This window comes from Aquiflexum sp. TKW24L, assembly GCF_023502205.1.
Lineage (GTDB): Bacteria > Bacteroidota > Bacteroidia > Cytophagales > Cyclobacteriaceae > Cognataquiflexum.
Window position 1 is genome coordinate 37,007 of the sequence record NZ_JAMFLG010000021.1, and the last position, 21,403, is coordinate 58,409.

The window sequence follows — 21,403 nt, forward strand, 5'->3', positions numbered from 1 at the left end:
TATCAATTAATTACCTCTCGATTTGGAGAATGGGCTAAAGCCACATTCCTATTCAATTTGGATTCCATTTGATGAATGCCATTTCAATTTTATGACAAATCCCATTTGAATTGCCTGGAATGGGCTAAAGCCCAATCCTTCTCAAATTTCAATCCCATTGATGAATCCCATTTGAATTGCCTCCTGCTTTAGCTGGAGGCAAAATGAATTCAATATGCAATTGGGCTTTAGCCAAACTATTCTTTGAATTTTTCAAGCCCATATTTGCTGATAAACTCATCATACTCTTCCTGAAATGATTTTTTAAGATGATGCTCTTCTTGGTTTTTGATATAATCCCTCACCTTATCTATCATCGATTCAGAAACCGAAACCGCAAAATATTCATCCTGCCACTCGACCTGTGAAGCAGGATAACGGAATCGGTTCACTTCGAGACCTTTTCTCTGCGCCCTCTGTGAGCTCTGTGTTAAAATCAAAAAATCAGTAAATCCAGCTTCTGGAGAAGCAGGATAACAGGAAGCAGAATAGCCGAATGAACATCAAGACGCAACCTTATTTTTTGAGAATATTTAGGACAATGTTTTTATTTCTATAATTTATTTTTACATTTGTTAGTGAATACTAACTTACAATATGAAAGAGATTTCGGATAGACAAAAAGAGATTATAGAAGCTGCGGGAAAGATCCTTTCCAACTCAGGTGTAAGCGGCTTGACTACCAAGAAACTTGCCCAAGAAATGGGCTTTTCTGAAGCTGCAATATATAGACACTTTGAAAACAAAGAAGCGATTATCATAGAGTTATTGGGATTTCTGATGGCAGATATGGATCAAAGACTAGCAGCAGCCATCAATGAAAATCATACTCCTGAATCCAAATTCAAGGCTATTTTCAAAAGTCAGTTCGATTTCTTTAGCGAAAATCCCCACTTTGTTGTGGCCGTATTTTCGGATGGACTATTGGAAGCAAGCGAAAAAATCAATCAAGCCATCCTCCACCTCATGCAGACCAAAATCAATTACCTCATGCCGGTCATCATGGACGGTCAGCAAAAAGGAATATTTACCCAAATTATCACCTCCGAGGAATTGGTGCACATCATTATTGGGTCATTTCGATTACAGATGTTCAAATGGAAAATCGCCAATTTCCAATTTGACCTCAGAAGAAATGGCCAAAACATCATTGAGAGCCTTTTGACGATCATTAAACCATAAAAAAATTTGACATATTATGTTAGTAAATACTCACATACTAAAGCTAAGATTGGTCCTACCGCTCATGGTCTTGGCCTTTTCGGTAAATGCCCAAAACAGAGAATGGGAACTTGAGGCTTGTATCGACACGGCATTTGTCCACAACAAGAACATCCTGATGGCCAAAAACCAGACGGACATTGCCGGTCTCAAAAATCAGGAAGCCAAAGCACAGTTGATTCCCAAGCTATTCCTTCAGGGAGACTACCGGTACTACACAGACCTTCCTTATCAGCTCCTCCCACAGGCTGCCTTTGGTGGTCAGGAGGGCATATTCAGACCCATTCAATTTGGCGTTCCCAATAATATTTCGGCAAACCTGTCTTTCAAAATGCCCATTTATGATCCACAGATCATGGGTGGAATCAAAGTTTCTGAAAGTTACGAAGCCCTTTCATTCCTGCAGGAAAACAAATCCAGGGAACAGATTTACCTCGAAATATCAAACCTCTATTACAATGCCCAAATCCTGAAAAACAAATTGGCATTCATAGACAAAAACCTCGAGAACAGCCAAAAACTGCAAAAAAACATCCAGTTACTTTATGAACAGACCATGATTCAAAAAACGGAATTGGACAAGGTGGTCCTTCAAAACCAACAACTCCAGACGCAGCGGTCACAAATCCTGAGGCAATACGAGTCTGTTTTGAATCTGCTGAAATTTTCCATGGGAATAGAAGCAGACAGAGATTTTGATGTCCCTACCACCATCCACAGCCCTGAGGAGGAATCTTTGGAGAGTAAAAATACCATCGACATCCTCATTCAGGAAAGCAGGTACAAGATCGTCCAACAGGAACTCAAAACCTTACACAATAGCCGCATCCCACAATTGTCGCTCTATGGCAATTATGGGACCACGGGTTTTGGTTTCAATGGCGAACCTGAAGCATTTCTTGATTTCTACAGGGTGAGTTTTGTAGGCATTCAACTGAACTACCCCCTATTCAGTGGCACGGTCATGCAGAAAAAAATCCGGGCCAAGAAATATGAATTGGCAAACAGCCAACTTCAAAAAGACTTTGTCAATGAACAGACCCATGTCCTCAGTCAAAATGCCAGACAACAGCAGGAACAGGCAAAACAACAACTCCAAACCAACCTTTCGCAGATCACATTAGCCGAGTCGGTCTATCAGCGGACCCTGCTCCAGCAGCGTGAGGGAATCGCCAGCCTGACAGAAGTACTATTGGCTGACAATGCCCTCAGAGACAGTCAGCAGCAATACCTCTCGGCCATGGTCGAATACCTCACAGCTACCCTTGAAATCAAAAAACTTAACGGAACACTCCTCAACTGAAAGAGAAACCATGAAAAAGCTACTCTATATTCTCATCCCATTGGCTATCGTTGCGGCGATAGCATTCCAGCTTTTTTCCAACAAGCAAATTGCCACGGAAAGGGTCTTTAACTACAACAAGGATCAAAATATCAATGTGATGGCCCAAAAGCTGAACAAAGAGTCTGTGCAGCAGGAGTCTGCTTTTACAGGTGCATTTGTGGCCCAAAAAGAATCTATCCTCAGTGCGGAATTGCAGGGAAAAGTCAATGCCGTCATGGTAGAAAACGGCGACCCTGTCCGGAAAGGCCAAGTATTAATACAGCTAGACAACACGATGCTGCTATGGCAACAAAAAGCCGTAGAAGTCCAGATAGAAGGACTTGAATCGGATTTGAAACGGTATAAAATATTGGTAGAAAATGACGCCATCCAGGGAATCCAACTTGAAAAAACCGAAATGGCCCTGAAATCCGCAACGGTCCAACACCAATCCCTTCAGGAGCAAATCAAAAAAACAAGCATCAGAGCGCCTTTTGATGGGATTGTCACAGCAAAAATGACCGAATTGGGAGACTTTGCTGCTCCCGGCAAACCTTTGGTTCAGGTATCCAATCTAAAAGACCTGAGTCTATTGATACAGGTTTCGGAACAAGACCTAAGCCTGTTCCAAAATGGTCAGACTGTCGACATCTTGGTCCCAGTGATCAATATGAAGACAACTGGAAAAGTATCCATGATAGGCTTCAAAAGCAATCCGGGAAATAGTTTCCCTGTCGAACTCAAGGTCAGCAACAGCAATGACCTTAAGATCAAAGCAGGATTTTTGGGGGAAGTTTCTATATCAGACCCCAGCATTCAAAACGGAATCCTGATACCCTCATCGGCCATCGTGGGGTCAGACCTCGAACCCAAAGTTTATCTGATCAAAAACGGAAAAGCACAGCTTACCCCGATCGCCATCAGCAAACGAATCCAGGACAAAGTCCTGGTAGATTCCGGACTTTACGAAGGTGATACCCTCGTCATCGGTGGTGTGATCAATGTCTTTGAAGGTGCCAACCTCACTCCTATCTTTTAACCAGTCCGCTATGAATATCACATCCATATCCATCAACAGGCCTTCTTTGATCATTGTCCTGTTCAGTATTTTCATCCTCTTGGGATATATCGGCTTCACCAATCTTTCTTACGAATTGATGCCGGACTTCAACCAGCCCGTGGTCGTCATCAAGACGGTCTATCCCGGTGCTGAACCTGAGGAGGTCGAAAATTCGGTTTCGAAAAAAATCGAAGATGCCCTTTCAAATCTGGAAGGAGTAGACTATTTGGTTACCAAGTCTCTCCCCAATGCCTCTGTCGTCATTGCCAACATGAAATACGGCGTCAACTTGGACCAAACCATGATGGATGCCCAGCGGTACATTGATAATATTTCGCAGGACCTTCCAAAGGAGGTGCTTTCTCCCGAAATGAGTAAGGTCTCCCCAAATGACCTGCCCATCATGTCCATCACCGCGACAAGCCAAATCAACGGTCCTGAGTTTTACCAAAAGATGATCGATGATTTTATCCCGCAGATACAGCAACTCAAAGGGGTTGCCGAGATCACCATCCTCGGCGGTGAACAGCGGGAAGTCCAGGTCAACGTAGACCAAAATAAACTCAGACAGTACAAAATCTCACTGCTACAAGTTGTAGAAGCCATCAACAGATCCGGTCTCGATGTCCCTGCGGGAAAAGTTCAGACGGTCACCGAACAGAGCGCTGTCAGACTTTTGGGGAAATTCAATTCGTTGGAGGATATTGGATCGGTACAGGTCGCTATGCCTGTCAAGGGCAGTCCGGTCTATGTCAGGGACGTAGCGGTAGTGAAAAACGGAATTAGAGAAATCAGCTCCATCAGCCGCTACAATGGCAAGGAAGGCATTGGCCTGATGCTCAAAAAGCAGGGTGATGCCAATGCCGTCGAGGTCTCCCGTGCAGTAAGAGACCGTTTGGCACTGATAGAGGAAACAAATTCAAGTGCCGGGATAAAATTCACCATCGCCGACGACAGTACTGACAATACCATCGCTGCTGTCAATTCAGTGGTTTTTGACCTTATCCTCGCTGTTATTCTCGTGTCTTTGGTCATGCTTATTTTCCTGAGAAGCTTCAGAAACTCACTGATAGTATTGGTCGCCATCCCAACTTCCCTTGTCACGGCATTCGCTGTCATGTGGTTATTGGGATATACGCTGAACCTGATGACGTTGCTGGCCATGTCCCTCATCATTGGTATCCTCGTGGACGATGCGACAGTGGTATTGGAAAACATACAGCGCCATTTAGATCGGGGAAAAGACAAAAGGACTGCTGCCATGGACGGACGTCTTGAAATCGGCTTTTCAGCGCTTTCCATCACCTTAGTGGACGTGGTGGTGTTTCTACCGATCCTCTTCCTGCAGGTTTTTGTGGCGGATATGTTGAAGCAGTTTTCTGTGGTGGTGATTACCTCCACAATGACGAGTTTGCTGGTAGGATTTACGCTTACGCCTTGGATGGCTTCACGGATCGGCAAGTCCGAAGACCTTCAACCAACCAATTTCTTCAACAAATTTCTGATTTGGTTTGAGCATCAGTTGGATACTTTCATCGCTTGGTACGGCAGACAGTTGGATTGGGTATTGGACCATAAGCTTGTATTTATGGGTATCATTTTAGCGCTTTTTGCCATGACCGGTATTATTCTGAAGCAGGGAATCATCGGTAAGGAACTGATTGCCACCGGAGATCAGGGAAAGTTCAGTCTCTACCTAGAATTTGACAAATCAACAGGAATCAAGCAGAACAACCTTAAAAGCCAAGAGATAGAAAATTTTCTTTTGGAGCAACCTGAAGTGGCCACCATCTTCAGCAACATCGGTGGCCCAACTACCGGAATCGGAAGCCTTGGGGTGGGTTCCGCCAACAAATCCGAACTCACCATCCAGCTAAAACCCGCCAAGGAAAGAGGCAATATCCCAACAGAAACTTACATGAAAGAGGTCAGGGAGGAGTTGCAAAAGCAATTTCCGGGAGTAAGTTATTCCATGACCGCACTGGGGCTGATCCCAAGATCCGCACCCATAGAAATAACCCTTAGCGGTCCGACTACCGAAAGTGTCATGGCTGCGGCAAATGACCTGAAGACCATTGTCGAAAACATTCCCGGATCAGACTATGTAAAATTGTCCGTAGAAGAAGGGAGCCCTGAGTTCCAGGTCATTCCCGACCAATACAGACTGCAGCTATTTGGCCTAAACAATGCCTTTGTGGGACAAAATCTCCGTTATGCCCTGACCGGAAATGATGATGCCTCCCTGACTGAAGGGGGAACCGAATATCCTGTCCGTATCCAATTGGATAATTTTAACCGCCAAAATTATGAAGACATCAGACGGATTTTGATCACCAATCCAATGGGCTTCCCGATCGAACTCGCTCAGGTAGCCAATATTTCCCAAAACAAATCTCCTTCCCTACTCGAGAGAAAAGACCGTCAACCTGCTGTCACCCTGACTGCCAATGCCCTTGGAAGACCTTCCGGAACAGTGGCCGACGAAGTCGTGGCAAAACTCCAAACAACGCCGCTTCCTGCTGACATCAGCATGGTATGGGGTAGTGATATCAAAAGACAAAATGACAGTTTTGGAGCTTTGGGATCCGTTTTGTTGATTTCCTTTTTACTGATCTACCTGATCATGGTAGCCCTATATGACAGTTTTGTCTATCCTTTCGTCGTCCTTTTCTCTATTCCGGTCGCTTTCATCGGCGCGTTTTTAGCGCTCAACCTCTCCATGAATAACCTCAGTCTGTTTGCATTGCTTGGTCTGATCATGCTGATGGGGTTGGTAACCAAAAATGCCATCCTGATTGTTGATTTTACCAACCAACTCCGGGCAGAAGGGATGGAAGTAAGAAAAGCGCTGATCACTGCCGGCAAAGGCAGAATGCGTCCGATCTTGATGACTACCATATCGATGGTCGTTGGGATGCTGCCCATAGCCTTGGCAAGCGGCACAGCGAGTGAGTGGAAAAACGGATTGGCTTGGGTGATTATCGGCGGCCTGATGTCCTCTCTGATTTTGACAGTCTACCTCGTCCCTGTGGTATATTATTTCTTTGAATCCATCAAAGTCCGAATCCAAATAAAAAAAGAAAAAGTCCCGATACTGTCTTGATAAATGAAATTTACGGCTTTCCTAAAGTTTGGTACAGACAAGGAAAGCCGTTCCTCCAGCCTACCCCTGTTTCATTGGTTCGCATCTGCCAACTGAGACTGACCAATTATTAATTCTGAATTCATAATTACCCAAACCTTATCCCAGAGCCATACTAGTCCTTCATCAAACCTACTCCCTAGTACACTCTCCCCTACAGCTGCTTTACCCGTTGACCAATGTTTGACCAATCCATGTCCAATGCAAGCCCAATCCTCATTCAATATCCAGGTTGGTACCGGAGTATACAAGGCTAATCAAATTTGATTCACTTCGAGATCTTTTCTCTGCACCCTCTGTGAGCTCAGTGGTAAAATAATTAGATCCAGCTTCTGGAGAAGCAGGATAGCGGTTCACTTCGAGATTTTTTCTCTGCGCCCTCAGTGAGCTCAGTGGTAAAATCAGTTTAATCCTTCTTTGCGACCCATTGCGAAACCTTTGCGTCCATTGCGGTAAAAGAAATGATTATCTCACGCAGAGCCGGGGAGAAAAAGAAAAGGAAGAATGTTTGTAGCGACACAGACATTGGCGGAGGAGTCATCTGCGTCAATCTGCGATATCTGCGGGAGAAAATGAAACCTTTTTTCTCTGCGCCCTCTGTGAGCCCTGTGGTAAAATAATTAGATCCAGCTTCTGGAGAAGCAGGATAACAGTTCACTTCGAGATCTTTTCTCTGCGCCCTCAGTGAGCTGTGTAAAAATCAGTTTATCCCGCTTGCGACCCATTGCGAAACCTTTGCGTCCATTGCGGTAAAAGAAAAATTATCTCATGCAGAGCCGCAGCGAAAAAGGGGGAATTTGAAAGGTTTGAAGAAAAAAAAAGTATTCAAACTCTGCGCCCTCAGTGAGCTCGGTGGTAAAATAATTAGATCCAGCTTCTAGAGAAGCAGGAATCCTTCTTTGCGACCCATTGCGAAAACTTTGCGTCCATTGCGGCAAAAGAAAAATTATCTCACGCAGAGCCGCAGAGAAAAAGGAAAAAACCTAAAGGATCATGGGAAGAAGGAATTAGCCTCACTTCGGTTGGTCTTTATTTCTCTTTTCCTTTCATTTTACTGTTTTCAATTTTGCCAAAACATCAGCGGTGAGTGTATCCATTTTGGAGAAAGCAAACCATTTTTTTCCCAGGTCTTTCAACGAAGCGCCGATATGGTACAATTCTTTACCATCGAGAATCAGAAATCGATCGTGGGCAACATTAAACTCATGAATGTTTATTTCCGGGTATTGACTGTTGTGCTTCGTTACGTCCTGCAAGAGTTGCTTACTGATAGTTTTGGTATAAATAGTTGCAATGACGTTTTCGGGACGTTTTACCAGCAAGTTCAGCACAGATTCGTCCACATAGTTATCTATCAGTATAATATCAGTTTTTGCTTTTTTGATGATATCTGCCACAAAGACATATGCATCGAAAATTTGTCCCTCGAAAAAGATGCCTTGGTTTGGTAATTCCTGCGTTTTGAGTTGTAAGGATATCTTCTTTACTTCCTGAGATAGGTTTTCGTAGTTGTTCTCTATTCTATCCATTCGCTGCTTAACAGCATAACCTTTTAAAAGATAGTCTCTTAAAATATGGGTAGCCCAAATACGGAATTGTGTACCTTGCTTGGACTTGATACGGTAACCAACAGAAATGATGACGTCAAGGTTAAAGTATTCGAGCTTTCGTTTCACCCTTCTTTTACCTTCCATTTGAACTGTCAAGGATTCCTTGACAGTTGCTATTTTCTCCAATTCCCTTTCTTTGAAACAATTATTTATGTGTAAGCTAATATTTTGTTTGGTCTGACCAAAAAGGCTGGACATCTGTACTTGAGTTAGCCAAACAGTCTCATTTTCAAGCCTTACCTCAATATGCTCAGCTATCTCATCGGATTGATACCATATGATTTCGTTAGTATTGCTCATGATAACATTCTTTCTGTAATTTGTTTAAAACATTAGAAAGCATAAATACGCCTTGATCTGCAAAAACATAAAGCAACTTTCTTTTGCCCCATATTCACTTGAATTTCCAAAATGGTACTTCGAAGTCGGTCCATTTAGGAATTATACTAGGTTACTTAATTCCTGATTTGCTAATCTAGTTTAAAAAATATTTTGTTCCCCATCCCGTGAACAGGGTATTTTTCAAAAAATGGGTAAAGTCAGGTGTATTTGAGGAAATAAAAATAGTAAATCCAGCTTCTGGAGAAGCAGGATAGCGGTTCACTTCGAGATCTTTTCTCTGCGCCCTCTGTGAGCTCAGTGGTAAAATCAGTTTACCCCCCTTTGCGAACCTTTTGCGTCCATTGCGGTAAAAAAAATAACCTCACGCAGATCCGGGGAGAAAAAGAAAAGGAAGAATGTTTGTAGCGACACAGACATTGGCGGAGGAGTCATCTGCGTCAATCTGCGATATCTGCGGATGAAAATGAAACCTTTTTTCTCTGTGTTCTCTGAGAGCTCAGTGGTAAAATAATTAGATCCAGCTTCTGGAGAAGCAGGATAGCGGTTCACTTCGAGATCTTTTCTCTGCGCCCTCTGTGAGCTCAGTGGTAAAATCAGTTTATCCCCTTTGCGACCCATTGCGAACCTTTTGCGTCCATTGCGGTAAAAAAAAATAACCTCACGCAGATCCGGGGAGAAAAAGAAAAGGAAGAATGTTTGTAGCGACACAGACATTGGCGGAGGAGTCATCTGCGTCAATCTGCGATATCTGCGGGAGAAAATGAAACCTTTTTTCTCTGCGCCCTCTGTGAGCCCTGTGGTAAAATAATTAGATCCAGCTTCTGGAGAAGCAGGATAGCGGTTCACTTCGAGATCTTTTCTCTGCGCCCTCTGTGAGCTAAGTGGTAAAATCAGTTTATCCCCTTTGCGACCCATTGCGAACCTTTTGCGTCCATTGCGGTAAAAAAAAATAACCTCACGCAGATCCGGGGAGAAAAAGGGGGATTTTGAAAGGTTTGAAGAAAAAAAAAGTATTCAAACTCTGCGTCCTCAGTGAGCTCGGTGGTAAAATCGTAAAATCATTATATCCAGCTTCTGGAGAAGCAGGATAACGGGAAGCAGGATAGCGGTTCACTTCGAGATCTTTTCTCTGCGCCCTCTGTGAGCTCAGTGGTAAAATCATATGGTTGATTTAACCTTTGGGGTGATAAAAGTCATAAAACGCCGGAAGCGGTTTGTGTAGCTTTAATGGTTGGGTTAAACCAAAATCATTGCAACACCACCATGGTAATAATCAAAAAAAACATCGCCATCAGTGACTCGGGATTTGTGTTTGATCCTGGCTCGGGAGATTCCTATTCACTGAATCCCAGCGGTTTGGAAATTGTCCAAATGATCAAATTGGGAAAAGATTTTAGCGCAATTTTGGAGGCCGTCACCGAAAAGTACGAGGTAGACAGCGATAGTTTTGAAAGGTACTACTATGACTTTATAGCCACATTGGCCCAGCTTCACCTCACCGAACCTGATGGAAAAGATTAAGTTGACCATCGCCCTGTCAGGACTGAATAACATCGACAGCCCGGGTCCCGGGATTCCCGTGGTCAGAGGCTTGAGGGATTCCGATTCCATCGAGGCCCGCATCATCGGATTGGTCTACGACAACCTCGAGCCGGGCCCCTACATGCATGACTTGGTGGACAAATCATACAAAGTCCCCTATCCCTCTGACGGGGTGGAGCCGTTTTTGGAAAGGATACGCTACATCCATCAGGTAGAAAAAATTGATGTCCTCATCCCTAATTTTGATTCGGAGCTTTTCACTTTTATGAAATCCGAAAAAATCCTGCGGGAAATGGGAATCCGCACTTTTCTCCCTACCCTACAGCAATTCGAAGAAAGAAACAAATCCAAACTTCCGGAATACGGCAAAAAGTATGGGGTCAATGTTCCCTACAGTGCGCCGATTACGAGTGTCGAGGACTTCAGGAAAATGCAGGATAAGTTTGAGTTTCCTGTCGTAGTCAAAGGAAAATTCTATGATGCCTACATCGCCTATGACATGGATCAGGTAGCGCTGTATTTCAATAAAATTGCTGCCAAATGGGGTCTTCCCATTGTCATCCAGGAATTTGTCCGGGGTACGGAAGTCAACGTGATTGCCTTGGGTGATGGCAAAGGCAATACGGTTGGCGCCGTTCCCATGCGCAAAACCTACATCACAGACAAGGGAAAAGCTTGGGGAGGAATCACCTTGGAAGACCCAACCATGATGGACCTCACCTACAAAATCATCTCCCAGACCAAGTGGCGTGGGGGCATGGAACTCGAGCTCATCCGGACCACCAAGAATGAACTCTATATGATTGAAATCAACCCGAGGCTTCCGGCTTGGGTCTATCTCGCCGTGGCAGCGGGCCAAAATCTCCCTGAGGCTTTGGTCAAATTGGCCATGGACATTCCGGTTGCGCCTTTTACAAAGTACGATATCGGCAAAATGTTTATCCGATACTCATTTGACCTGATCGTTGAATTACATGAATTTGAAAAGTTGTCCACCAAAGGAGAACTTTGAATCAATAAGACTTAAAAACCCATGACAAAGCTAGCTTTTGAAAGACCGATTATACAGCGGATCAATGCCGGTTTGCCAAGCAAATACGGCATGTCGCACCGCTTGGAACCGCTTAGCCATATCGATGGCACGCCGATCAAAGACCTGATCGGGGAGTTTGGTTCTCCGCTATTTGTCCTCTCTGAATCCACCATCCGCAAAACTTACAAGGAAGCCCACCGGGCCTTCAGCAGCCGATACCCCAATGTGCAGTTTGCCTGGTCCTACAAAACCAATTACCTCAATGCCGTCTGCAATGTCTTCCATCAGGAAGGCGCTTGGGCAGAAGTGGTCTCCGGATTTGAATATGACAAAGCGATTGCCAACGGCGTCCCCGGTGAACTTATTCTCTTCAATGGCCCTGACAAGAGTACCGAAGACCTCCAAAAAGCCATTAGGAACAATTCCCTGATCCATATCGACCACTTCGATGAGCTGTATGAAATCATCCACCTCAGCAAGGAAATGACTGAGCGGCCCAAAGTCGCCATCCGTGTCAACATGGACACAGGCATCTATCCCAAATGGGACAGGTTTGGATTCAATTATGAAAACGGGGAAGCTTGGGATGCGCTCAACAGGATCATGGCCAACAAAAACCTCGACCTGATGGGACTTCATACCCACATCGGCACCTATATGATGAGCGTGGATGCTTATAGAATTGCCGCAGGCAAATTGGCCGACCTTGCCATCAAATTGGAGCGCAAGCATGGCCATGTCCTCAAATACATCGACATGGGCGGGGGCTTTGCTTCCAAAAACACGCTCCGTGGCGCTTACTATCCGGGTACAGACACCGCACCTTCTTTTGATGACTTTGCGGAAGCCATCACCTCAGTACTCATGAGTTCCGACATCAAGCCCGACCACCTTCCCATGCTGATCCTCGAAACGGGGAGAGCCATGATCGACGATGCAGGCTACCTTGTCGGCACAGTCATCGCCAACAAGAGACTGGCAGATGGAAGAAGGGCCACCATCTTGGATGCGGGAGTGAATCTGCTCTTTACTGCCTTTTGGTACGAGCATGACATCAGGCCTGTGCAGCCGGTATCCGACCAAACCGAAGACACGACCCTGTATGGTCCTCTCTGCATGAATATCGATGTCATCCGTGGCAATGTGATGTTTCCCCTTCTCAAAAAAGGAGACCAATATGTGATCAAAAGAGTGGGTGCCTATAACAATACCCAATGGATGCAATTCATCACCCTCCGGCCAAATGTGGTGATGCTCGATTCCAAAGGAAATCCTCATCTGATCAGAAAAAGAGAAGTGCTCGAGACAATCAATTCTCAGGAAGTGATGCCGGAGCATCTGAAGCAATTCAAACTCTAGAATTATCCGCACCAAGCTAAATCAGCTTCCATGAAAAAGTTTGAATGGTTAGGTCAGTCCCTGTTCAACAGTTATGCGCAGGTGTTTTTCTCCAACAACAAATGGTTTGGGATCATCCTCCTATTCATCACTTTCGTGGATGTTTATGTCGGTTTTTTTGGACTGACAGCGGTTTTGGCGGCTTTGTTTACCGCCTATTTTATCGGACTCTATGAGCCAAATATCCGTCAAGGTTATTATGGATTCAATGCCCTGCTCGTCGGGGTGGGCTTGGGAATCTACTTTGAGCCCGGAGTTTTGCTCTTTGTTCTGGTATTGATTGCAGGGATTTTGACAGTCTTCATTTCTGTGACGATGGAAGGAGTTTTGGGTAAATATGGCCTCCCCTACCTGAGTATCCCCTTTATCCTTGTTTTTTGGATGGTCAGGCTCGCCACACGGGAGTTTGGGGAATTGGGACTGAGTGAAAGAGGGGTTTATATCCTGAATGACCTCTACCTCTTAGGTGGCAGCTCACTCGTCAACATGTACGAATGGTGGAACCAACTCCCCATGCCACTTTCCCTCAAAGCCTATTTCCTTTCCCTTGGGGCCATATTTTTCCAGTCCAATGTCTTTGCGGGTGTCCTTGCAGCCTTGGGAATCCTGATCTATTCCCGAATCGCATTTACCCTTTCACTTTGGGGATTTTACATCGCCTATGTTTTCTACCTGCTTTTGGGAATTCCATTTTCCGAAGTATCATTCAGCTATATTGGATTCAATTACATCCTTACCGCCATTGCCCTAGGGGGATATTTCATCATTCCGAGCCGCAGTTCTTACCTTGGTCTCATCGCCATTATCCCAGTGGTCACGATCTTAGGTATTGCCCTGCAACAGGTTTTCAACTTGATCTACTTACCGATCCACTCTTTTCCTTTCAACCTTGCTACCTTGACTTTTCTCTATGCACTGAAGTTTCGGGTGGACAATAGAATTGGTCTCAGCACGATTTTTTGGCAGCAAAATTCCCCCGAAAAAAACCTCTACAGCTTCAGTAATTTTCAGAAAAGATTTGGGGAAGACAGCCCGGTACCTATTTACCTTCCATTCTTTGGCGAATGGACCGTCACCCAAGGACACAATGGTACTTATACCCACAAGGACGCTTGGCGGCATGCTTGGGATTTTGAAATCAAAGATGAGCAAAACAAGACTTATAAGGAGGAAGGGGATTTTCCTTTGGATTATTACTGCTTTGACAAAAACATCCTCTCACCTGCAGATGGGACAGTAGAAGCCGTGGTCAACGACATTCTGGACAATCCCATTGGGGCAAATAACTTGGAGAAAAACTGGGGAAACACCATCATCATCAAGCACGCGGACTTCCTCTATAGCAAACTGAGTCATCTCAAACAAGGCTCCATCCTACCCAAACCTGGTGACAAGGTCAAGAAAGGAGAAGTCATCGGGAAGTGTGGCAACTCGGGAAATTCACCCTATCCCCACCTCCACTTTCAGATTCAGGCAACGCCGCATATTGGGTCCAAGACACTCGACTACAGGATCACGGATGTGTGGATGAGGGTAAAGGGTAAAGAAAAACTCATGTCTGCCGCCAATCCCAAGGAAGATGCAGTGGTAAGTTCGCTGCTACCTGAAAATGATTTGAAGAAAGCATTCTCGTTAGTGGTCGGCAACAAACTCCACTTTGAAACCGAGGATGGAAAGCGGCATGAATGGGAAGTCAAAAGGGATTACAGCCTCAACAAATACCTTGAATGCCTACAGACCGGCTCCAAAGCCTACTTCAAACTCGATGAGGCGATGCTTCATTTCACGAATTTCGAAGGAGATAGAAAATCCCTTCTCTATGCATTCTATCTCTCTGCCTTCATGGTGAGTTTCGGATTTACCGACGGACTCAAGCTAAAAGATAGGTTTCCGGTTCACATGGTTTTCCATGTCAATACCATCTTCCTGCAAGATTTCATTGCCCCTTTTTACCAATACCTCAAAGGGGAATTTCACCTGACCTATCCCGAAAAAAACAAAGGCTTCTCCTCAAAACCCCTTTCCCTCAAAGGCCAAATTCTCAAGAAATCATGGGGAAGAACCTTGGATGTTTCGGAGTTTGAATTTGTATTGGATGGCGGAGGACTCAAGACATTCGGATTTAAAAACAACAAAAACCAAATTCTGGCAACATGTATCTACGACAGTTAATGCCCGGAATCCTTTTGCTCTTGGTCTGCACTTCTTTGGCACAGGCCCAACAACAAAAAAGCCTCTCCCAAGTGGATGCGTTGACCTATTCCCTTTTCCAAAAAAAGGAATGGCAAGGCCTCATCAAGGAAGGCAATGAAGCGCTTCAGGACGGTATCGATTATTACTACCTGCGGGTGAGAATGGGAATGGCCTATTATGAAATAGGTAATTATCATTTGGCTTCGACACATTTCGAAAAGGCAATCCACATGAATAGCAGTGAAGAGTACCTTCAGGAATACCTTTTTTATGCATACCTGTTGGCGGGAAGGTCCGCTGAAGCAAAAGTCATAGCAGCAGATTTTTCTCCTTCTATGAAACAAAAGACAAAAATCGGTACCGTCAAATTCATTGAAAAGCTTGACCTCGCCTACAATTATACCGGCCTGACCGACCAAAATGTGGTAGATGGATTTACGGCTTCCCTCAGCCCCGATTTGGAAGGAAGTCAGTTTATCCCAAACCAGCACCACTATTTCTTCGCAGGTCTGCAGCATGGATTCAGCCCAAGGCTAACACTCTACCACGGCATTTCGACTTTGCAGGTCAGCCACCTTCTCTACAGCCAATCCGAAAGCGAAATCCTCCTTGACAGGGATTATCAGTCCAGCCTTTTCCAATATTATGCCGCCGCCAATGTCCTTTTGGCAAAAGGCCTCAGTCTGATGGGTGGACTCCATTATATCAATATCAACTATTCATTGCAGGTCCAAAATCAGGTGGGTCAAGGTCCCAATGTCATCACCCGGGAAATAAACCAAACCGATACCGACATGGTCTATTTTGGTTCGCTGCAAAAAAGATGGTCCTATTTCAGTCTTGGAGGATCCTATTATTACGGCACTCTTGCCAATGCACGGCAAGATCAAAAGGACCTCAAACTCATCCTCTATCCCAAAGGAAACCTGAACCTCTACACAGTTTCGGTTTTGTCCCACCAAAGGCAACAAAGCGACACGAGGCCGACGACCAACCGCATAGTCTTTGAACAACAGATCGGCACCAAGTTCAACAACCACCTATGGCTCGAAGCCTATGGCAGCTTTGGTGAAATGGAAAACTTCCTGCTCAATGACGGCCTTGTGGTCTTCAACAGGCTGGACAAAATCACGCAAAGAATCGGTGCCAGGGCCATCATCCTCCCCAATCCCCGATGGAGCATTACCCTGGATTATACCCTATTCACCAACCAAAGTGAATTCAATACAGGCGGTTCCGAATCCGAACCCCTCAACTTACAGGAATACAACATTCAATCCCTAACCGGCATCTTATCATGGAGATTCTAGCAAAACAAATAAATCCAAAATCCAACCGGATCCTAAAAACAGAAATCCTGGTTTTGGCATTTCTGATCGCTTTGATCACCGCATTCAATGCGCAGGCACAGGACAAGGTCACGGATGCTTTCCGAGAAAGCTACACCCTCGAAAAATCCCAAAACTTCAATGCTGCCATTGATAAATTGATTTCAGTATATCAGGCAGATTCCTACGAACTCAACTTGAGGTTAGGTTGGCTGCACTACCAAGCTTCCAAGCTTGACCAAGCCACAGGATATTACAACAAGGCCGTGGCCTTAAAACCTTATGCCATCGAACCCAAGCTTGGCGTGGTCCTCCCGCTCTCTGTGCAGGGCAAATGGGACGAAATCCTCGACATCTACCGCCAAATTCTACAGACTGATCCCCAAAACAGCCTCGTGAATTACCGCGTGGGATTGATCTATTACAACCTTGGAGATTTTGCAAAGGCAGATCCCTTCCTAGAGAAAGTCGTCAACCTCTATCCATTCGATTATGATGGATTGCTACTCCTAGCATGGAACAAACTCAGCCTGCAGAAGTCCAGGGAAGCCAAGGTTCTGTTCCAAAAAGTACTGCTGAACAATCCCAGCGACGAATCCGCCTTGGAAGGACTTAAGATGATCAAATAACAGATTCTACTCCGACATCCATTTTCCATGTAAATGATAGACACCATGATTACCAAGAGACTCATAATTCTATCTCTGCTGCCCGCCTTGTTGTGGATCGGCATCCTTTTGTACCTGCATCAGAATAATAAGAACGAAGTCCCCATACAGCTCCAAAAGAGTGAACAGAACCTAGAGGGCCTAGTACTGATGGACGGGTATTGCTTTGCCTGTCATCATCCGGGAATGAGAGGAGGGCCGGCTGGAAGAACAGCCCCGCCAATGTTTAGAGTTCGGGAGCATTACCTTAGGGAAGGAATGGCAAGGGAGGAGTTTGTAGGTCCCATTATTGCCTATGTGCAGCATCCCAGTCAGGACAAATCCAAAATGCCCGGAGCCATCCGAAACTTTGGGCTGATGCCTCCGCTGTCCGTGGACCAAAAGGACTTGACCACCATTGTAAATTACATGTATGACCATGACCTTGCATCCGAAGAATGGAATGAGGAATGGAGGCAGTTTAAAAAGCTGGGAAATCAACCTCTCTGAAAGAAAAAACCCACCAAAACAACACAGCCATGAAATACCTGATCTTTCTATTTTTATTTCTGCTCCCGCAAACAGACCCCTACAAAGTCCGGAGGGAGCAGATGGTCAAAAATCAGATCGAAGCTCGGGGAATTGCTAACCGGGATATTCTCGAGGCCATGAGAAAAGTACCCCGGCATCTATTGGTTCCCGAAGACCAAAGAGAGTATGCCTATGAAGACCGGCCACTTCCCATCGGTGACGGTCAGACCATTTCTCAGCCATACATAGTCGCATACATGACGGACCTGATCGCTCCAAAAAAATACATGAAAGTCTTGGAGATTGGGACAGGTTCTGGGTATCAGGCTGCTGTTTTGGCTGAAATGGTTGAGGAAGTCTATACCATTGAGATCGTGGAAAACCTCGGAAAACGTGCAAAAAAGGATTTAGACAACTTAGGCTACACCAATATCAATTGCCGGATCGGGGACGGCTATCAAGGTTGGAAAGAAAATAGTCCCTTTGATGCTATCATCGTCACTGCGGCGGCGGAGAAAGTGCCCCAACCGCTGATCGAGCAACTCAAAGAGGGTGGTAAAATGGTCATTCCCGTAGGACCTCAAGGAAAAGTACAAGACCTGCTATTGCTCGAAAAATCCAAAGGCCAGATCAAAACCACCAACCTTGGCCCGGTGAGGTTTGTGCCTTTTACAAGAAAGTAATTGATTTTCCTTAATCCACAATAAACTTGATCATTTCAAAGCGCTTATCCACTTGGATTTCGAGGATATTGATTCCCTTGGGGAGTTGACGGACAAGGTTAGAAAGGATATCATTCACCTTTCTTTCACTTGACACAAGGTATTCTTCCGTTGTAGAAAAAGCATTGATGATCCTAAATCGGATAGAAAGGTCATTGGAAGGATTGATTTCTCCTAACCTCACCGTCAGTTTATTTCCCTTACTAGGGTTGGGATATACATACCAAATAGCAAGACTTTTATGGATACTGAAAGGAGTTACTGACATGATATGGCCAAAGGAATAGCGGCCTTTCAAATCCACCTGCTTGATCCTATAATACAGCCTATCCCCTGTCATGGGATAGTCCGAATCCTCAAAGCTATAGGTGACTTGATCATTTGACCATCCCATTCCTTTGACAGTCCCGATCTGAACAAAATCTTCCACCCCCTTTACTGACCTCTCGATTTCAAAATGGCTATTTTCCCATTCCGCTGTAGTGACCCAATGCAAGTGGATTTGGTTGTATTTCTCTTCATAGATCAGTTGCTCCTCCAGTATTTTGATTGGCAAAAGCCGGAAACACCAGTCACCTGAAAAATCAGCCCATTCCTCTTCTGCCGGAAATAAAGTATATCCTGCAGTGCAGCCGCCAACGGACGTGGAAGGCATGGCGACTTCCGTTCCGCATTTGAAAATCCTTGCTGAGCCAGAGGACTTTGTAAAGGTTTGGTTGATAAATTGGGATCCTGCAAACATCCTCATCCATGAATCACCCAACATGGTCATGGATTTAATATTGGCAGCACCATAAATATCAAACAACGCCGAACCTGCTAACTCTAAAGAAACTAGATTTAATGCTCCACCGACTTCCACACTGAGGAAAGAATCTCCCTTGATATTGATCCCCGAACATACATTTGAGCTGCCTGTTCCTTTGATAATCAATGCGTTTTTGTTGGCTATCGCCGTCGGGGTGGTACCCGGGTTTCCGGCATCAAGATTTAGCTGCCTGACTTCAAAAGTTCCCTCAACGATAACTTTGTTGCTGTTGCCATTGGTAAACGAAAGCGTCCCCCCAATCCTGAATGTGGCCTGAGGATCTACCTGAAAAAGTATTCCTTCAAATTGGTTGCTTGATGGATTGAGAACATTGTCGGTCTCTAAAATGATCCCATTCCTTATGTTGACGACGGACTGTTTGTTATAAAAAATGTTTCCATCTATGTTGACCCTTGACTCACCTGTGCCGGTAGCATGGAGAAAACTCAATACCGCACGCTCAATCAGGTAAGTATGCCTTGCAATATTGAGGCTTACGCCATCGGTCAGGGTTATATTATAAATCGGTCCGTTAAATGCAAAGTCGAATCCAGGATCAAGCGTCAAGGTCTGATTGAGGATCACGTTGACATCACAATTATTTCTGATGGCATTATACCCGGGCAGCGCAGTGGCTGCGATGATAGGAGGAAATGTACTGCTTGAGTTAAGAGAGCACCCTGGGATATTCACTTTATCCCAACAGTTACCGTCCATCCATGAGTTGGTACAGCCAGATTTGGTGGCATTGTACGTGTAAGTCTGACTGATCGCAGGACCAGATACAAACAACAGCACTAGAGCAATATAGGTGATATAAAAGCCTTTCATTGGAATCGGGTGATTAACGCAATAATAAGGTAAAATGAAACACATTTTTCGGGTTCAGAAATACATATTGATGTATCTATTGAACTTTACCAATATTTCATTAAACAATATCAATATAAATAACCGAATTACAAAGCATTACCTGATCTAACAAAGGAAAAAACACAGAAAAAAACAATCATTTTATTTAGTTTCCCAATACCCTAAAAAGTGGCAACAACGGTTGTTTGGGTTCAATATCCATCCCGATAGCTCGGGATCCAGTATCAATCAATATCCAATACTACAAATTATGAATTTTGAAACGGTCCCTAAACAAATAACCAATTAACCAAATAACATTTAACCCTATAATTCAATCCGGCCTATACTTCATCTGAATCCCCCTCAAAAAATTTCTTAAAATCTGATCCTTGAGCGGGCGGTACTGGTCCTGTGTGGGTTTGCGAAAAAATGCACTGAGTTCATGCTTGCTGATATTGACATTGACAGAGGTGAGGATCTCCAGTATTTCGGTGTCCTTCATGTCCAATGCTATTTTGAGTTTTTGGAAGATCATGTTGTTGGTCAGGGTCTTCTCGGCGACTGGCTCCACCCCTTCCCGCTTGCCACGGCGGTCGATGATCAGCCCATTCAGAAAGAATGCCAAGTCCTTGTCATAAATGCCTTTGTACTCAGGATCTTCTTCCCGCTTGAGCCAATCACTTACTTCAGACCTTGTAACTGTTTTGCCCCCCAATCCAAAAAGCGCAATCATCTTGTCATCACCAAAATCAAAAGTATAGCGAAGGCTGCGGAGGATGTCGTTGTTGGTCATTTTTTAAAGGAGGAAGGAGGAAGGTTGAACCCTGAATTAAGTGAAGGGTAAAGATGTCGGATTGGGGTAAGTTTTCCAAATGTAATGGCGATACCTCACGCGAAGCCAGGGAGAAAAGAAGGAGGAATGATGAATAAATGAAAAATGATGAATAAAGAATGATGAATTCATTCGAATTTTTGTATGTAAATGAACACCACGATCTATGTGGTCTCTGTGAGCTATGTGAGCTATGTGGTAAATAATCAATCCGAATTTTTCGACCATTGCAATACCTTCGCGCCAATTGTGGTAAAAGAATTACTATCTCACGCGGAGCCGCAGAGAAAAGGAATGAACATTGATAAATGAAAAATAAGGAATGAAGAATGATGAATTCAGAATGGAAAATGAGGAATGAAGAATGACGAATTTTTGAATGAACGCCGCGATCTATGTGGTCTCTGTGAGCTATGTGGTAAATAATCAATCCGAATTTTTCGACCATTGCAATACCTTCGCGCCAATTGCGGTAAAAGAAAATTTATCTCACGCAGAGCCGCAGAGGAAAGGAATGAAGAATGATGAACAATGATGAACGAAGAATGAAGAATGATGAATTCACAATATTAAAGGGAGACCGAGACCTCTGAGCCCTCGGTGAGCTGTGGTACATTATTTTCACCGATTCTCCCTTTGCGTCCCTTGCGATACCTTTGGGTCTTTGTGTGAGATATTTTAATTTTTTCTTTGTGCCTCCGTGTGGGCTTTTTATTCTACTTTTTTGCGCCCTCGCGTCTTTGCGTGAGAAATTTTATCTTGATTCTTAAAACAGA

At 44.5% G+C, this 21,403-nt stretch carries 18 protein-coding genes; 12 read left to right on the top strand and 6 right to left on the bottom strand.

What is annotated here, in order from left to right; all coding sequences use genetic code 11:
• Positions 1–236 precede the first annotated feature (236 nt).
• Positions 237–479: a transposase gene (locus M3O96_RS14190; RefSeq protein WP_349630849.1), complete on the bottom strand. Its 243-nt coding sequence runs from the start codon at positions 477–479 to the stop codon at positions 237–239.
• A 157-nt stretch (positions 480–636) separates the two neighbouring features.
• Here M3O96_RS14190 and M3O96_RS14195 point away from each other — a divergent pair, with 157 nt between their 5' ends.
• Genes M3O96_RS14195 through M3O96_RS14210 form a run of 4 tightly spaced genes read left to right on the top strand, consistent with a single transcriptional unit; the run spans position 637 to position 6,747 of the window.
• Positions 637–1,221: a TetR/AcrR family transcriptional regulator gene (locus M3O96_RS14195; protein ID WP_249721535.1), complete on the top strand. Its 585-nt coding sequence runs from the start codon at positions 637–639 to the stop codon at positions 1,219–1,221.
• Positions 1,222–1,237: 16 nt separating this feature from the next.
• Entirely contained in the window at positions 1,238–2,563 is a 1,326-nt protein-coding gene (locus M3O96_RS14200) for a TolC family protein (protein WP_249721538.1), read from the top strand.
• Positions 2,564–2,573: 10 nt separating this feature from the next.
• Positions 2,574–3,623 carry an efflux RND transporter periplasmic adaptor subunit gene (locus M3O96_RS14205; protein ID WP_249721540.1) on the top strand — a complete coding sequence of 350 codons (1,050 nt, stop codon included), beginning with the start codon at positions 2,574–2,576 and terminating at the stop codon, positions 3,621–3,623.
• A 10-nt stretch (positions 3,624–3,633) separates the two neighbouring features.
• Complete coding sequence (locus tag M3O96_RS14210; protein WP_249721544.1) at positions 3,634–6,747, top strand: efflux RND transporter permease subunit; 3,114 nt, start codon at positions 3,634–3,636, stop codon at positions 6,745–6,747.
• A 71-nt stretch (positions 6,748–6,818) separates the two neighbouring features.
• Here the strand turns inward: M3O96_RS14210 and M3O96_RS14215 are convergent, their stop codons facing one another.
• The 3 genes from M3O96_RS14215 to M3O96_RS14225 all read right to left on the bottom strand — a co-directional run bounded on the left by M3O96_RS14215 (position 6,819) and on the right by M3O96_RS14225 (position 9,653).
• Positions 6,819–7,037: a hypothetical protein gene (locus M3O96_RS14215; RefSeq protein ID WP_249721546.1), complete on the bottom strand. Its 219-nt coding sequence runs from the start codon at positions 7,035–7,037 to the stop codon at positions 6,819–6,821.
• Positions 7,038–7,832: 795 nt separating this feature from the next.
• On the bottom strand, positions 7,833–8,696 hold the full coding sequence (locus tag M3O96_RS14220) for a virulence RhuM family protein (RefSeq protein WP_249721549.1): 864 nt from the start codon (positions 8,694–8,696) through the stop codon (positions 7,833–7,835).
• Positions 8,697–9,044: 348 nt separating this feature from the next.
• Positions 9,045–9,653, bottom strand: a complete 609-nt coding sequence (locus M3O96_RS14225) for a hypothetical protein (protein ID WP_249721551.1) — start codon at positions 9,651–9,653, stop codon at positions 9,045–9,047.
• 348 nt (positions 9,654–10,001) lie between these two features.
• Here M3O96_RS14225 and M3O96_RS14230 point away from each other — a divergent pair, with 348 nt between their 5' ends.
• The 8 genes from M3O96_RS14230 to M3O96_RS14265 are packed head-to-tail and all read left to right on the top strand — an operon-like array spanning position 10,002 to position 18,093.
• Positions 10,002–10,259 carry an HPr-rel-A system PqqD family peptide chaperone gene (locus M3O96_RS14230; protein ID WP_249721554.1) on the top strand — a complete coding sequence of 86 codons (258 nt, stop codon included), beginning with the start codon at positions 10,002–10,004 and terminating at the stop codon, positions 10,257–10,259.
• Positions 10,246–11,292, top strand: a complete 1,047-nt coding sequence (locus M3O96_RS14235) for an ATP-grasp domain-containing protein (RefSeq protein ID WP_249721556.1) — start codon at positions 10,246–10,248, stop codon at positions 11,290–11,292. Before M3O96_RS14230 ends, M3O96_RS14235 begins: the two co-directional genes overlap by 14 nt.
• 21 nt (positions 11,293–11,313) lie before the next feature.
• Positions 11,314–12,672, top strand: coding sequence for an alanine racemase (locus M3O96_RS14240; RefSeq protein WP_249721558.1), 1,359 nt, complete (start codon positions 11,314–11,316; stop codon positions 12,670–12,672).
• A gap of 30 nt (positions 12,673–12,702) precedes the next feature.
• Positions 12,703–14,883: an urea transporter gene (locus tag M3O96_RS14245; protein WP_249721561.1), complete on the top strand. Its 2,181-nt coding sequence runs from the start codon at positions 12,703–12,705 to the stop codon at positions 14,881–14,883.
• Positions 14,865–16,214: a tetratricopeptide repeat protein gene (locus tag M3O96_RS14250; RefSeq protein ID WP_249721564.1), complete on the top strand. Its 1,350-nt coding sequence runs from the start codon at positions 14,865–14,867 to the stop codon at positions 16,212–16,214. Before M3O96_RS14245 ends, M3O96_RS14250 begins: the two co-directional genes overlap by 19 nt.
• Positions 16,202–16,861, top strand: coding sequence for a tetratricopeptide repeat protein (locus M3O96_RS14255; RefSeq protein ID WP_249721567.1), 660 nt, complete (start codon positions 16,202–16,204; stop codon positions 16,859–16,861). The genes M3O96_RS14250 and M3O96_RS14255 overlap by 13 nt, the downstream gene beginning before the upstream one ends.
• A gap of 45 nt (positions 16,862–16,906) precedes the next feature.
• Positions 16,907–17,389, top strand: a complete 483-nt coding sequence (locus M3O96_RS14260; RefSeq protein WP_249721569.1) for a hypothetical protein — start codon at positions 16,907–16,909, stop codon at positions 17,387–17,389.
• A gap of 29 nt (positions 17,390–17,418) precedes the next feature.
• On the top strand, positions 17,419–18,093 hold the full coding sequence (locus tag M3O96_RS14265; RefSeq protein WP_249721572.1) for a protein-L-isoaspartate(D-aspartate) O-methyltransferase: 675 nt from the start codon (positions 17,419–17,421) through the stop codon (positions 18,091–18,093).
• A gap of 10 nt (positions 18,094–18,103) precedes the next feature.
• Here the strand turns inward: M3O96_RS14265 and M3O96_RS14270 are convergent, their stop codons facing one another.
• Positions 18,104–19,771, bottom strand: coding sequence for a hypothetical protein (locus tag M3O96_RS14270; protein WP_249721574.1), 1,668 nt, complete (start codon positions 19,769–19,771; stop codon positions 18,104–18,106).
• Between the two features lie 355 nt (positions 19,772–20,126).
• A complete protein-coding gene (locus tag M3O96_RS14275; protein WP_249721577.1) occupies positions 20,127–20,588 on the bottom strand; it encodes a YehS family protein in 462 nt (153 codons plus the stop codon).
• Between the last annotated feature and the right edge of the window lie 815 nt (positions 20,589–21,403).